Source organism: Streptomyces sp. NPDC059010 (assembly GCF_042740355.1).
Classification (GTDB): domain Bacteria; phylum Actinomycetota; class Actinomycetes; order Streptomycetales; family Streptomycetaceae; genus Streptomyces.
On the sequence record NZ_JBHYJA010000016.1, the window covers coordinates 131,052 to 143,677 of the forward strand.

Here is a 12,626-nt window from a genome sequence, read left to right on the forward strand (position 1 = left end):
GGTAAGCCGTCAGAACCGGTACTGCTCGTCGTACCCCTGGCCCTGCCCCTGCTGGCCGTTGCCCTGGTACGGGTACGGCTGCTCGGGCGGGAGGTCGCCGCCGTAGGCCTCGTCGGTGCGCTGCTGGGGGACCCAGACGCCGCCGGGCGGGGTCGTCTCGCCGTAGGTGCCGGTGGCGTACTGGTCCTGGCCGTAGCCCTGCTGGCCGTACTGCTGCTGCTGACCGTATGCGTCGTAGCCGGCGCCGCCGTAGGTCTGGGCGCCGATGTACGGGTCGGAATAGGCGGCGTACTGCTGCTGGCCGTTGGCGTCGTAGCCGTACTGCTGCTGGTCGTAGCCGGAGTAGCCGTCGTATCCGTAGCCCTGGTCCGCGGTCGCGTACTGGTCCTGCGGCTGGCCGGCGGCGGCGTAGTCCTGGTTGGCGGCGGCGTAGGCGTTGTCGCTGTATATGCCGTAGGAGCCGGTGTCCTCCGGCATGGGCTGCGGCTCGTAGACGGAGGTCGTCTCGGCGGCGGTGGGCTGGGCCTGGCGCGAGGGGGTGAAGACGTCGTCGCGGTCGTAGTCGTCCTGGCCGTAGCCGACGCCGTCCTGGGCGTACCTGCGGTCGTCGTGACCGTATGGGTCGTCGCCTCCGCCGAATCCGCCCTCGGACGCCTCAAGGTCGGAGACCTGGAGGGTCGGCTCCTGGCGCTCCGGTTCGTCGCGGCGGCGCTTGGTGGCCAGGGGGCCAAGGGCCGGTGCGGAGACCGCCCAGCCCGCCGAGAAGCCGCGGCGGAACGACAGCGTGACGTAGGTCTGGCCGACGGCGAAGGCGGCCGCGCCCAGTCCGATGACGACGACCTGCGAGATCAGCACCCCGGCCACGACGCCGAGGAAGCCGAGGAAGGCGAGCAGCCGCCAGCGCAGGCGCGCCTTGTACTGCAGCAGCACCTCGCCGAGCAGCCACAGCGCGACGACGCCGAACGCGATGTAGAGGACCGTCCAGCCCATGTACGCCCCTCTCCCATTGGCCGCCTACGCAGTGTGACGTATACCAGTACGGCCGGTCTAGGCCTGCGGTGGGTGGTGCAGGCCCAGGTTTTCGTAGATTTCCAGGGTCGCCGTGGAGTTGTTGAGCGTGATGAAGTGCAGTCCGGGCACTCCCTCGGCCAGTAGCCGTGCGCAGAACTCCGTGGCGAACTCGATCCCGATCGAGCGTACAGCCGCCGGATCGTCCTTTGCTGTGAGGATCCGCTCTTTCAGAGCGGCCGGGAAGGTCGCGTTGGTGAGGGACGGGATCCGCTCCAGCGTCTTTACGCTGGCAATCGGCATGATCTCCGGGATGATCGGGGTGTCGCAGCCGGCGGCCGACACGCGGTCGCGCAGACGCAGGTAGTCCTCCGGTTCGAAGAACATCTGCGTGATCGCGTAGTCCGCGCCGGCCCGGCACTTGTCGACGAAGTTGCGGACGTCGCTCTCCCAGTCCGCCGAGCGCGGGTGCATCGCGGGGAAGGCCGCGACGCCCACGCAGAAATCGCCGGACGTCTTGATCAGTTCGACGAGTTCGGCGGCGTAGGCCAGGCCCTGGGGGTGCGGCACCCACTCGCCGAGCGGGTCCCCGGGCGGGTCGCCGCGCAGGGCCAGCATGTTGCGGATCCCGGCGTCGGCGTACTGGCCGATGATGTTGCGCAGGTCGGCCACCGAGTGGTCGACGGCGGTGAGATGGGCGATCGGTGTGAGCGTGGTGTCCGAGGCGATCGCCTCGGTCGCCTTGACCGTGCCGGCGCGGGTGGAACCGCCCGCGCCGTAGGTCACGGAGACGAAGTCGGGCCCGACGGCCTCGACCCGGCGCAGCGCGTTCCACAGATTCCGCTCGCCCTTCGGGGTCTTGGGCGCGTAGAACTCGAAGGAATACGTCGTCTTGCCGGTCGCGAGCATCTCGCGCACGGTACGAGCGTGGTCCGACCTGATGGATGCGGTGCCGAGGGCCATACTCGCAGGTTAACCAGGGCCCCCCGGTCCCCCAACCGAACATCGGACATTTGCCCGATTTGTCGGGCTGTTGTCCACTCCTTGGACAAGGAACGGCCAAAACAAGAGTGTTTTCCCAAGGGGACCGCGACGGGGCCGACCGCCGACTGAGACGGGCGGCCTCGGTCTGCCGCGGCTACATCTGCCGCAGCCGCTTCGCGAACTCCGCCGACGCCGCGCCCGGGTCGTCCGCCTCCGTGATCGCCCGTACGACGACGACCCGGCGGGCGCCTGCCTCCAGCACCTCGTCGAGGTTGCCGAGGTCGATGCCGCCGATGGCGAACCAGGGGCGGTCGGTGCCCAGGGCCGCCGTGTGGCGGACCAGGTCGAGGCCGGGGGCGTGGCGGCCGGGCTTGGTGGGGGTGGGCCAGCAGGGGCCGGTGCAGAAGTAGTCCACGCCGTCCTGGGCGGCGGCCGCGTCGGCCTCGGAGTCGGAGTGCGTGGAGCGGCCGATCAGGACGTCGTCGCCGAGGACCGCGCGGGCGGCGGGGACCGGGAGGTCGCCCTGGCCGAGGTGCAGGACGTCGGCGCCGGCGGCATGGGCCACGTCGGCACGGTCGTTGACCGCGAGGAGCTTGCCGTGCCGGGCGCAGGCGTCGGCGAAGACCTTCAGGTGCTCCAGCTCCTCGCCCGCCTCCATGCCCTTGTCCCGCAGCTGCACGATGTCCACCCCGCCGGCCAGCACGGTGTCCAGGAACTCCGCGAGGTCGCCCTGCCGCCTGCGGGCGTCGGTGCAGAGGTAGAGCCGGGCGTCGGCGAGCTGGCTATGGGCGGTGGCTGCGGTGACGGTGTCGGACATGCGGTACCCCCTGGTGGTCGGGTTGCCGGGCGGGTGACGTCGGGCTGGTGCCGGACCCCGGGCACGGTAGCCGGAGCGGCGCGCACGGGCGGTACCGGCCGGCGGCCCGCGGCGGCGCTGTCGTCGAGGGCGTACGGGCCCCGGCGAGCGCGGTCGGCCACGGCCGTGGGGCCGTGCTCGACCGCGGCCGTGGCCGACCGGCCCCGGCCCGTACGCCGAACGGTGTTCGGATCCGGGTGTTCAGATCAGACGGCGAGCGCCTGGGCGCGGCGCTTCACCTCCGTGCCGCGATTCTCGCTGAGGGCCTGTGCGGGGGTACCGGGCAGGCTCTCGTCGGGGGTGAACAGCCACTCCAGCATCTCTTCGTCCGTGAAGCCGTCGTCCCGCAGCAGCGTCAGGGTCCCGGACAGGCCCTTGACGACCTTGTCCCCGTCGATGAAGGCGGCAGGGACGTGCAGCGCGCGGTTCTCACCACGGCGTACGGCGATGAGCTGGCCCTCCTTGACCAGCTGCCGGACGCGCGTCACCTCGACGCCGAGCTGTTCGGCGATGTCGGGCAGGTTGAGCCAGGCGGGGACGAGAGCATCGATCTTTGCGTCAATCTCGGTCACAGGAACAAGCCTGCCATCTGCCACTGACAGTCGGAAGCCAGGCCGGTCCACCCGGGAGGATCCGTCGCCCCCGACGCGCTACGCCGTCGCCGCCTTCAGGGGCCGCGCCGGGTCCACCAGCAGCTGCGCGTCCATCGGTGTGCCCGACTCGATCAGCCGCCGCCCCTGCGCCAGATCCCTCGGCCGGCCCACCGCCAAGAGGGCGACCAGGCGGCCGTCCCGCAGCCAGCAGACCGTCCACGCCGGGCCCGACGGGTCGCCGCGCCACAGGGTCGTGTCGGCGGCGGCGTGGTGGCCGGCGTACTGGACGAAGCGGCCGAACTGCTCGGACCAGAAGTACGGCACGGGGTCGTAGACCGCGGGTGTCTCGCCGAGGATGTTCGCGGCGACCGTGCGCGGGCCCTGGAGGGCGTTGTCCCAGTGGTGGACCAGCAGGCGCTCGCCGTACCTCCCCGAGGGGAAGGACGCGCAGTCGCCGACCGCGTAGACGTCCGGCACGGATGTCCGCAGATGGTCGTCGGCCACGACCTCCCCGTACGCGCCGAGCTCGATGCCCGAGCCCGCCAGCCAGGCCGTCGCGGGCCGCGCCCCGATGCCGACCACGACGGCGCCCGCGGGCAGCCGCGTACCGTCGTCGAGGAGCACCGCGCCGGGCTCGACGCGCGCCACGCGCGTGTGCGTGCGCAGTACCGCCCCGCTGTCCTCGTACCAGCCGGTCATCGGCGCCGCCACCGCCGCGGGCAGCGCCCCCGCGAGCGGCCGGTCGGCGGCCTCCACGACCGTCACCGCGCAGCCCGCCTCGCGCGCGGCCGTGGCGAACTCCGCGCCGATCCAGCCCGCCCCGACGACCACGATGTCGTGCTGCCGGGCCAGCACCGGCCGCAGCCGCTCGGCGTCGTCCAGGGTGCGCAGCAGATGCACCCCGGGCACCCCCTCCGCGCCCGGCAGCCGGATCGGTTCGGCACCGGTCGCGAGCACCAGGACGTCGTACGGCGCGGGCCCGGACTCGGTGTCCAGCTCGCGGTCGGCGGTGCGTACGCCCAGCACCTCGCGGCCCAGCCGCAGGTCGATGCCGAGCGCCTCGAAGTCGACGTCGAAGGCGGAGCCCTCGGCCTTGCCGAGCAGCACGGCCTTGGACAGGGGCGGCCGGTCGTACGGCTGATGGGGCTCGGCGCCGATCAGCGTGATGGTGCCGGTGAAGCCCTGTTCCCGCAGGGCGACCGCCGTCTGCACTCCGGCCATGCCGGCGCCGGCGACGACCACTTTCCGCTGCGACTGCGTCGTCTGCTCGCTCACCTGATCACCATAGACAACTGACAATTTGTCAGTCAGGAGTCGTGCTCAGTGACCTGCTCCACAACGCTGGTTCCCGAGCCTTCCTGCGACTCCCACTCCCAGGTCTCCTCCAGCCGCACCCGCCCGTCGGCGAGTTCGGTCACCGTCGACACACAGTGGCCGGACGACGTGGTGCCGTCCCGCTTCAGCTGCACATACCGGAAGTCCAGCCGGTCACCGTCCCGGGTGCCCACGAGATGCCCGCGTACGACGTCGCCGCCCGTGTACTCGGCCCAGATCTCGCCGTTCTTCTCGTGGTACCTGAACCGGGTCCGGGTACCCACCTGACCTGGGGCTTGGTCCGCGACGGGGGCGAGGACGAGACCGTCGAGCGAGCGGGCCATGGGCACAGGCTCCCTTACTGAGACGTGTGGGGGCGGGCTAGGGTGGCCAACGTAGAGCACTCGCGGGAGCCCGGACGCACCGGGCTGAGAGGGAGGCTGGCGGCCTCCGACCGTACGAACCTGATCCGGGTCATGCCGGCGAAGGGAGGGGCTGGACGCCCATGTCGCGTACGCGAACGTCAGACGTCCTTGTCATCGGGGGCGGAATCATCGGCCTGGTCACGGCGTGGCGGGCCGCGCAGCGCGGGTTCACGACGGCCGTCGTGGACCCCGAGCCGGGCGGCGGGGCCGCCCAGGTGGCCGCCGGGATGCTGGCCGCCGTCACGGAACTGCACTACGGCGAGCAGACCCTGCTGGGCCTGAACCTGGAGTCGGCACGGCGTTACCCGGACTTCGCGGCCGAGCTGTCCGACCTCACCGGCCATGACCTCGGCTACCGCCAGTGCGGCACGCTCGCCGTCGCGCTGGACGCCGACGACCGCGCCCATCTGCGCGAACTGCACGCCCTGCAACGCCAGTCGGGGCTGGACTCCGAGTGGCTGTCCGGGCGGGAGTGCCGGCGCCTGGAGCCGATGCTGGCGCCGGGCGTGCGCGGCGGGCTGCGGGTGGACGGGGACCACCAGATCGATCCGCGCAAGCTCGCCGGGGCCCTGGTGGTCGCGTGCGAGCGGGCCGGTGTGGTCTTCCACCGCACCTGGGCCGAGCGCCTCGATGTCGCAGGGGACCGGGTCGCCGGTGTCACCACGACCGACGGCACCGCGCTGGGCGCGGACCAGGTGGTCCTCGCGGCCGGGAGCCTCAGCGGGCGGCTGCCCGGAGTCCCGGACGACGTACTGCCGCCCGTGCGCCCCGTGAAGGGGCAGGTGCTGCGGCTGACCGTGCCGAAGCGGTACGCACCGTTCCTGAACCGGACCGTGCGGGCCGTGGTGCGCGGAAGCCAGGTGTATCTGGTGCCGCGCGAGAGCGGGGAGCTGGTCGTCGGGGCGACGAGCGAGGAGCTGGGCTGGGACACGACGGTGACCGCGGGCGGCGTGTACGAGCTGCTGCGCGACGCCCATGAGCTGGTGCCGGGCATCACCGAACTGCCGCTCACGGAGACCCGGGCCGGTCTGCGCCCCGGCTCCCCCGACAACGCGCCGATGCTCGGCCCGACCGAGCTGGCGGGGCTGTCGCTGGCCACCGGGCACTACCGCAACGGTGTGCTGCTGACGCCGGTCACCGGGGACGCCATGGCGCACGCCCTGGCCACCGGTGAACTCCCGGACGAGGCACGGCCGTTCACACCGAGGCGTTTTTCTCCCGCCGCACTCACGGAGCAGTCCGCATGAACATCTCCCTCAACGGGGAGCGGCGAGAGGTCGCTCCCGGTACGGCGCTCGACGCCGCCGTACAGATGCTCACCGCGGCGCCCTCCGGGGTGGCCGCCGCCCTCAACGAAACCGTCGTCCCGCGCGGACAGTGGCCGTCGACGTCCCTCTCCGAGGGCGATCGCGTCGAGGTCCTCACCGCCGTCCAAGGAGGCTGAACCATGGCCGACGATCCCTTTGTCATCGGCGGTACGTCCTTCACGTCCCGGCTGATCATGGGCACGGGCGGGGCGCCCAGCCTGGAGGTGCTGGAGCGGGCGCTGGTGGCGTCCGGGACGGAGCTGACCACGGTCGCGATGCGGCGGGTGAACCCGTCGGTGCACGGCTCGGTGCTGTCCGTGCTGGAGAAGCTCGGGATCCGGGTGCTGCCGAACACCGCGGGGTGCTTCACCGCGGGCGAGGCGGTGCTGACGGCCCGCCTCGCGCGCGAGGCGCTCGGCACGGATCTGATCAAGCTGGAGGTCATCGCCGACGAGCGGACGCTGCTGCCGGATCCGATCGAGCTGCTGGACGCCGCGGAGACGCTGGTGGACGACGGGTTCACCGTGCTGCCGTACACCAATGACGACCCGGTGCTGGCGCGGAAGCTGGAGGACGTCGGCTGCGCGGCGATCATGCCGCTCGGCTCCCCGATCGGGTCCGGGCTCGGCATCCGCAATCCGCACAACTTCCAGTTGATCATGGAGCACGCACGTGTGCCGGTGATTCTGGACGCGGGTGCCGGTACGGCGTCCGACGCGGCGCTCGCCATGGAGCTGGGGTGCGCGGGTGTGATGCTCGCCTCGGCGGTGACGCGGGCGCAGGAGCCGGTGCTGATGGCCGACGCGATGCGGCATGCCGTGGAGGCGGGCCGGCTGGCGTACCGGGCGGGGCGGATTCCCCGACGGCACTTCGCTGAGGCGTCGTCCCCCGTGGAGGGGCTGGCGAGGCTGGATCCGGAACGGCCCGCTTTCTGACGGCCCGGCTGCGTGGTTTGCGTCACAGCTCGGCTGCAGTACCGCCCCGATCACAGCCGGGCCGTCAGCTGTGTCGGTGACGGCTCGTAGACTCGCCTGCGTGGATACGACCCTTCAGGACCCTCTGGTCGGGCAGGTGCTCGACGGCCGGTATCGCGTCGACGCGAGAATCGCGGTCGGCGGGATGGCCACGGTCTACCGGGCCCTGGACACCCGCCTCGACCGCGTTCTCGCGCTCAAGGTGATGCATCCCGCGCTGGCGGTCGACGGAGTGTTCGTCGAGCGGTTCATCCGTGAGGCGAAGTCCGTCGCCCGGCTCGCGCACCCCAATGTCGTGCAGGTCTTCGACCAGGGCACCGACGGGTCGTACGTGTATCTCGCCATGGAGTACGTCGCCGGGTGCACCCTGCGTGACGTCCTGCGCGACCGGGGCGCGCTGCAGCCCCGGGCCGCCCTCGACATCCTGGAGCCGGTGCTCGCCGCGCTCGGCGCCGCGCACCGCGCCGGTTTCGTGCACCGGGACATGAAGCCCGAGAACGTGCTGATAGGGGACGACGGGCGGGTCAAGGTCGCCGACTTCGGGCTCGTGCGGTCCGTGGACACCGTGACCAGCACCACCGGCGCCGTCCTCGGCACCGTCTCCTATCTCGCGCCGGAGCAGATCGAGCAGCCCGGCGCAGCCGACGCCCGGGTCGACGTGTACGCGTGCGGTGTCGTCCTGTACGAGATGCTCACCGGCGACAAGCCGCACGACGGGGACTCCCCCGCCGTGGTGCTCTACAAGCACCTCCACGAAGACGTCCCGCCGCCCTCGGCGGTCGTGCCGGGGCTGGCGTACGAGCTCGACGAGCTGGTCGCGTCGGCCACCGCGCGCACCCCGGGCATCCGCCCCTACGACGCCGTGGCGCTGCTCGCGCAGGCCCGCGAGACGCGTGCCGCGCTGAGCGCGGACCAGCTGGACCTGATGCCGCCGCAGGCGCTCTCGGCGGAGCACAGCAACGCCGACGACCGTACGAGCGTGATCCCGCGCGCGCTGAATCTGCAACGGCCGCTGCCGGTGAACGAGGACGAGCCGGATCCCGCGGCCGTCTTCAACCGGACCAGCCGGCTGGAGACCCCGCCGCCCCTGCCGCCCCGGCGCCGGGCGGGTGGCTCGCGTGCGCCGCGCGGTCCGCTCGTCATCGTCGCCGCCGTGCTGCTGGCCCTGGGCCTCGGTGTCGGCGTCTGGTACATCAACTCCGGCCAGTTCACCAAGGTCCCGCCGCTGCTCGCCAAGACCGAGGCGCAGGCCAAGGAGCGGCTGGGGGACGCCGGGCTCGACGTCGGCAAGGTCTCCCGCGCCTACAGCGACACCGTCAAGCGCGGCACCGTCATCAGCACCGACCCGAAGACCGGCGCCCGTATCCGGAACAACGACTCGGTGTCGCTGGTCATCTCCAGAGGACCGGAGACCGTGAAGGTGCCCGACCTCCAGGGCTACAAGCTGGACAAGGCGAAGTCCGTGCTGAAGGACAGCGGTCTCGAACCGGGCATGGAGACCGAGGAGTTCAGCGACGACGTCAACCAGGGCTTCATCATCTCCGTGAACCCCGGCAAGGGCACGAAGGTCCGCTCCGGCTCCGCGATCGAGCTCACCGTCAGCAAGGGCAGCCCGGTGGACATCCCGGATGTCACCGGCGAGAGCCTCGCCGACGCCAGGGCCGACCTGACGGAGGCCGGTCTGAAGGTGAAGATCGCCTCCGCGCGGGTCAACTCCGAGTTCGACGCGGGCCAGGTCGCCCAGCAGTCGCCGACGGAGGGCAGGCAGGCCGCCGAGGGCGACACCGTGACGCTGACGCTGTCCAAGGGCCCCGAGATGATCGAGGTCCCGGACGTGGTCGGCGACAGCGTCGACGACGCCAGGGCAGCGCTGGAGGGCGCCGGTTTCGAGGTGGACGAGGACCGAGGGCTGCTGGGGCTGTTCGGCGACACGGTCAAGAAGCAGTCCGTGGAGGGCGGGGAGACGGCTCCCAAGGGGTCGACGATCACGATCACCATCCGGTGACTTGAGCCCTCATTGACCGGTGGCCGGGCGGCCCGGACCGCATGACACCCTGAACAGGTGAGAAACCAGCAGTCCGGCACCGCCCTCACGGGCCCCTCCCGCAACCCCGTCGGCGGCCATGTCCCCGTGGCCGGCGGCCTTCACTCCGTCGGGATCGGCTACGCCCACGACCTCAAGGCCGAGACCGTCCAGGTCTTCGTCGCCAACCCGCGCGGCTGGGCCACACCGGCCGGGAACCCGCGGCAGGACGAGGAGTTCCGCGCGGTGTGCGAGGCCGAGTCGATCCCGGCGTATGTGCACGCGCCGTACCTGATCAACTTCGGCTCGCACACCGAGGCGACCGTCGAGAAGTCGGTGGAGTCGCTGCGGCATTCGCTGCGGCGCGGGCGGGAGATCGGGGCGCTGGGCGTCGTCGTGCACACGGGCAGCGCGACCGGCGGCCGGGAACGCTCGGTGGCCCTGAAGCAGGTGCGCGAGCACATGCTGCCGCTGCTGGACGAGCTGACCCACGACGACGACCCGTTCCTGCTGCTGGAGTCGACGGCGGGGCAGGGCTCCTCGCTGTGCTCGCGCACCTGGGACTTCGGTCCGTACTTCGAGGCGCTGGACGCCCATCCGAAGCTGGGCGTGTGCCTGGACACCTGCCACATCTTCGCCGCCGGCCATGACCTGACGGGCCCGTCCGGCATGCACCAGACGCTCGACCTGCTGGTGGACACCGTCGGCGAGGGCCGCCTGAAGCTGATCCATGCCAATGACTCCAAGGACGTCGTCGGCGCCCACAAGGACCGGCACGAGAACATCGGCGCAGGTCACATCGGCGAGGACCCGTTCCGGGCGCTGATGACGCACCCGGCCACCGAGGGCGTACCGCTGATCATCGAGACACCCGGCGGGAAGGAAGGCCATGCGGCGGACGTGGAGCGGCTGAAGAAACTTCGGGACGCATAGCCGGATTCGGAAACCGGATGGGGAATACCCCCTGGGGGTATACGGTTCTTGCTCGGTGCAGGAACCGTAGCCTGGCATTGGGGGCAGTCATGCAGCACGAGGCACACGCGACCCACGCCCACCACCACGAGGTGGCCGTCACCAGCACCTGGGCGATGGCCGCCCGGGCCACTCTGCACTGCCTCACCGGCTGCGCCATCGGCGAGGTGCTGGGCATGGTGATCGGCACCGCGCTCGGCTGGGGTGCTGTGCCGACGCTGATCCTGGCGATCGTCCTCGCCTTCTTCTTCGGCTACGCGCTCACCCTGCGCGGGGTCCTGAAGGCCGGCGTCGGCATGCGTGCCGCGCTCAAGGTGGCGCTGGCCGCGGACACCCTGTCCATCGCCGTGATGGAGCTGGTCGACAACGGTGTGATCGTGCTCTGGCCGGGCGCCATGGACGCCGGGCTCGGTGACCCGCTGTTCTGGTGGGTGCTGGCGATCGCGCTGGCCGTCGCCTTCGTTCTCACGACGCCGGTGAACAAGTGGATGATCGGCCGCGGAAAGGGGCACGCGGTGGTCCACCAGTACCACTGAGGACCAGGAGTCAGAGCTCGGGGCCTTCCCCGGGCCCCTCCTGGTACGAGTAGCGCTGTTCCTTCCAGGGGTCGCCGACGTTGTGGTAGCCGCGCTCCTCCCAGAAGCCCCGACGGTCGGCGGTCATGTACTCCACGCCGCGGACCCACTTGGGCCCTTTCCAGGCATACAGATGGGGGACGACCAGACGGAGGGGGAAGCCGTGCTCCGCCGTGAGGAGTTCGCCGTCCTTGTGGGTCGCGAAGATCGTGCGCTCGGAGGCGAAGTCGGCGAGGCGGAGGTTGGAGCTGAAGCCGTACTCCGCCCACACCATCACATGCGTGACAGCCGGGGCGGGCGGGGCGATCTCCAGGATCGTACGGGCCGGGATGCCACCCCACTCCGCGCCGAGCATGCTGAACTTCGTGACGCAGTGGAGGTCGGCGACGACGGTGGTGTACGGCAGGGCCGTGAACTCGTCATGGGTCCAGCAGTGCTTCTCGCCGTCGGCGGTGGACCCGAACACCCTGAACTCCCAGCGTTCGGGGCGGAACTTGGGGACCGGGCCGTAGTGCGTGACGGGCCAGCCGCGCTGTACCCGCTGTCCCGGCGGAAGCTCGGAGTATGCGGTTTCTCCAGTTTCACGCTCCACCGGCTGACCCATGACTCCATCCTGACAGACCGGGAGCAGTGCACCTGACCACACCCATCCACAATCCGCAACAAAGCGTACTAAGCATGCCCTTACTTACTAAGTGAAGACTTACTGGACGATCTACGTCACCGGTGCAATCATGCGGCGCAACCAGCCAGTTCCCCCCGCGTGGAAGGAGCCTCTGCGATGCAGGGCGACCCCGAGGTCCTCGAATTTCTGAACGAGCAGCTGACCGGCGAGCTGACGGCGATCAACCAGTACTGGCTGCACTACCGGATCCAGGACAACAAGGGCTGGACGAAGCTCGCCAAGTACACGCGTGAAGAGTCCATCGACGAGATGAAGCACGCGGACAAGCTCACCGAGCGCATCCTCATGCTGGACGGCCTGCCGAACTACCAGCGGCTGTTCCATGTGCGGGTCGGGCAGACGGTCACCGAGATGTTCCAGGCCGACCGGCAGGTCGAGGTCGAGGCGATCGACCGTCTCAAGCGCGGCATCGAGGTGATGCGCACCAAGGGCGACATCACGTCCGCGAACATCTTCGAGTCGATCCTTGAGGACGAGGAGCACCACATCGACTACCTGGACACGCAGCTGGAGCTCATCGACAAGCTCGGTGAGGCGCTCTACCTCGCGCAGCAGATCGAGCAGCCCAGCTAGGCGGCGTCCGCCAGGTCGGTGAGCATCGGCTGACCCTGGTCGGCCAGCTCGCGGCGAGGGCACGCGCCCCTGCCCAGGAGGGCCTGAATACGGCGTACACACGACCCGCAGTCCGTGCCTGCCTTGCAGGCCGAAGCTATCTGGCGGGGGGTGCAGGCGCCGTCCTCCGCGTGCTTCTTGACCTGCTGCTCGGTGATGCCGAAGCAACTGCAGACGTACACGCGGTTCACCTCCCGGTGGGATCGATGTGCCATCCCCTTGATCGGTGAGGCTAACCTAACCTTACCCGGCTCACAGGAACCGTAAAAGTGCTGTAGGGCGCGGATCAGATGTGATC

Annotated in this window: 15 protein-coding genes and 1 riboswitch; of the genes, 7 read left to right on the forward strand and 8 right to left on the reverse strand. The window is 70.6% G+C overall.

What is annotated here, in order from left to right; genetic code table 11:
• Nucleotides 1-9: 9 nt before the first annotated feature.
• From ACFWYS_RS19325 to ACFWYS_RS19350, 6 genes are all read right to left on the reverse strand, one after another.
• On the reverse strand, nt 10-990 hold the full coding sequence (locus ACFWYS_RS19325; RefSeq protein WP_384769960.1) for a hypothetical protein: 981 nt from the start codon (nt 988-990) through the stop codon (nt 10-12).
• Between the two features lie 57 nt (nt 991-1,047).
• Nucleotides 1,048-1,971, reverse strand: a complete 924-nt coding sequence (gene metF, locus ACFWYS_RS19330) for a methylenetetrahydrofolate reductase [NAD(P)H] (protein WP_384769963.1) — start codon at nt 1,969-1,971, stop codon at nt 1,048-1,050.
• 175 nt (nt 1,972-2,146) lie between these two features.
• Nucleotides 2,147-2,809, reverse strand: coding sequence for a thiamine phosphate synthase (gene thiE / locus ACFWYS_RS19335; RefSeq protein ID WP_384769966.1), 663 nt, complete (start codon nt 2,807-2,809; stop codon nt 2,147-2,149).
• A 245-nt stretch (nt 2,810-3,054) separates the two neighbouring features.
• Nucleotides 3,055-3,420: an Rv2175c family DNA-binding protein gene (locus tag ACFWYS_RS19340; RefSeq protein WP_384769968.1), complete on the reverse strand. Its 366-nt coding sequence runs from the start codon at nt 3,418-3,420 to the stop codon at nt 3,055-3,057.
• Nucleotides 3,421-3,498: 78 nt separating this feature from the next.
• On the reverse strand, nt 3,499-4,662 hold the full coding sequence (locus ACFWYS_RS19345; protein WP_384770178.1) for an NAD(P)/FAD-dependent oxidoreductase: 1,164 nt from the start codon (nt 4,660-4,662) through the stop codon (nt 3,499-3,501).
• An 86-nt stretch (nt 4,663-4,748) separates the two neighbouring features.
• Complete coding sequence (locus ACFWYS_RS19350) at nt 4,749-5,099, reverse strand: hypothetical protein (RefSeq protein ID WP_384769971.1); 351 nt, start codon at nt 5,097-5,099, stop codon at nt 4,749-4,751.
• Nucleotides 5,100-5,151: 52 nt separating this feature from the next.
• A riboswitch (TPP riboswitch) is annotated at nt 5,152-5,263 on the forward strand.
• Between ACFWYS_RS19350 and thiO the strand changes: the two genes are divergently transcribed.
• From thiO to ACFWYS_RS19380, 6 genes are all read left to right on the forward strand, one after another.
• Nucleotides 5,261-6,427 (forward strand): glycine oxidase ThiO, encoded by a 1,167-nt coding sequence (gene thiO / locus ACFWYS_RS19355; protein ID WP_384769974.1) that lies wholly within the window; start codon nt 5,261-5,263, stop codon nt 6,425-6,427. (Overlaps the previous riboswitch by 3 nt.)
• Entirely contained in the window at nt 6,424-6,624 is a 201-nt protein-coding gene (gene thiS / locus ACFWYS_RS19360) for a sulfur carrier protein ThiS (protein ID WP_384769977.1), read from the forward strand. The genes thiO and thiS overlap by 4 nt, the downstream gene beginning before the upstream one ends.
• 3 nt (nt 6,625-6,627) lie before the next feature.
• A complete protein-coding gene (locus ACFWYS_RS19365) occupies nt 6,628-7,422 on the forward strand; it encodes a thiazole synthase (RefSeq protein ID WP_384769979.1) in 795 nt (264 codons plus the stop codon).
• A gap of 100 nt (nt 7,423-7,522) precedes the next feature.
• Nucleotides 7,523-9,466 (forward strand): Stk1 family PASTA domain-containing Ser/Thr kinase, encoded by a 1,944-nt coding sequence (gene pknB, locus ACFWYS_RS19370; RefSeq protein ID WP_384769982.1) that lies wholly within the window; start codon nt 7,523-7,525, stop codon nt 9,464-9,466.
• Nucleotides 9,467-9,523: 57 nt separating this feature from the next.
• On the forward strand, nt 9,524-10,417 hold the full coding sequence (locus ACFWYS_RS19375; protein WP_384769984.1) for a deoxyribonuclease IV: 894 nt from the start codon (nt 9,524-9,526) through the stop codon (nt 10,415-10,417).
• An 89-nt stretch (nt 10,418-10,506) separates the two neighbouring features.
• Nucleotides 10,507-10,992, forward strand: a complete 486-nt coding sequence (locus ACFWYS_RS19380; protein ID WP_384769987.1) for a DUF4396 domain-containing protein — start codon at nt 10,507-10,509, stop codon at nt 10,990-10,992.
• A 10-nt stretch (nt 10,993-11,002) separates the two neighbouring features.
• Here ACFWYS_RS19380 and ACFWYS_RS19385 read toward each other — a convergent pair whose 3' ends face one another.
• Complete coding sequence (locus ACFWYS_RS19385) at nt 11,003-11,635, reverse strand: sulfite oxidase-like oxidoreductase (protein ID WP_384769990.1); 633 nt, start codon at nt 11,633-11,635, stop codon at nt 11,003-11,005.
• Nucleotides 11,636-11,812: 177 nt separating this feature from the next.
• Here ACFWYS_RS19385 and bfr point away from each other — a divergent pair, with 177 nt between their 5' ends.
• Entirely contained in the window at nt 11,813-12,289 is a 477-nt protein-coding gene (gene bfr, locus ACFWYS_RS19390; protein WP_384769993.1) for a bacterioferritin, read from the forward strand.
• Here bfr and ACFWYS_RS19395 read toward each other — a convergent pair.
• Nucleotides 12,286-12,519, reverse strand: a complete 234-nt coding sequence (locus tag ACFWYS_RS19395) for a bacterioferritin-associated ferredoxin (protein ID WP_272119364.1) — start codon at nt 12,517-12,519, stop codon at nt 12,286-12,288. The genes bfr and ACFWYS_RS19395 overlap by 4 nt on opposite strands.
• Nucleotides 12,520-12,626 lie beyond the last annotated feature (107 nt).

What these genes read in the sequence shown, in the direction of transcription:
- ACFWYS_RS19325 (WP_384769960.1), bottom strand. Translation starts at nt 990, where the DNA reads ATGGGCTGGACGGTCCTCTACATCGCGTTCGGCGTCGTCGCGCTGTGG.
- metF (WP_384769963.1), bottom strand. Translation starts at nt 1,971, where the DNA reads ATGGCCCTCGGCACCGCATCCATCAGGTCGGACCACGCTCGTACCGTG.
- thiE (WP_384769966.1), bottom strand. Translation starts at nt 2,809, where the DNA reads ATGTCCGACACCGTCACCGCAGCCACCGCCCATAGCCAGCTCGCCGAC.
- ACFWYS_RS19345 (WP_384770178.1), bottom strand. Translation starts at nt 4,662, where the DNA reads ATGGCCGGAGTGCAGACGGCGGTCGCCCTGCGGGAACAGGGCTTCACC.
- ACFWYS_RS19350 (WP_384769971.1), bottom strand. Translation starts at nt 5,099, where the DNA reads ATGGCCCGCTCGCTCGACGGTCTCGTCCTCGCCCCCGTCGCGGACCAA.
- thiO (WP_384769974.1), top strand. Translation starts at nt 5,261, where the DNA reads ATGTCGCGTACGCGAACGTCAGACGTCCTTGTCATCGGGGGCGGAATC.
- thiS (WP_384769977.1), top strand. Translation starts at nt 6,424, where the DNA reads ATGAACATCTCCCTCAACGGGGAGCGGCGAGAGGTCGCTCCCGGTACG.
- ACFWYS_RS19365 (WP_384769979.1), top strand. Translation starts at nt 6,628, where the DNA reads ATGGCCGACGATCCCTTTGTCATCGGCGGTACGTCCTTCACGTCCCGG.
- ACFWYS_RS19380 (WP_384769987.1), top strand. Translation starts at nt 10,507, where the DNA reads ATGCAGCACGAGGCACACGCGACCCACGCCCACCACCACGAGGTGGCC.
- ACFWYS_RS19385 (WP_384769990.1), bottom strand. Translation starts at nt 11,635, where the DNA reads ATGGGTCAGCCGGTGGAGCGTGAAACTGGAGAAACCGCATACTCCGAG.
- bfr (WP_384769993.1), top strand. Translation starts at nt 11,813, where the DNA reads ATGCAGGGCGACCCCGAGGTCCTCGAATTTCTGAACGAGCAGCTGACC.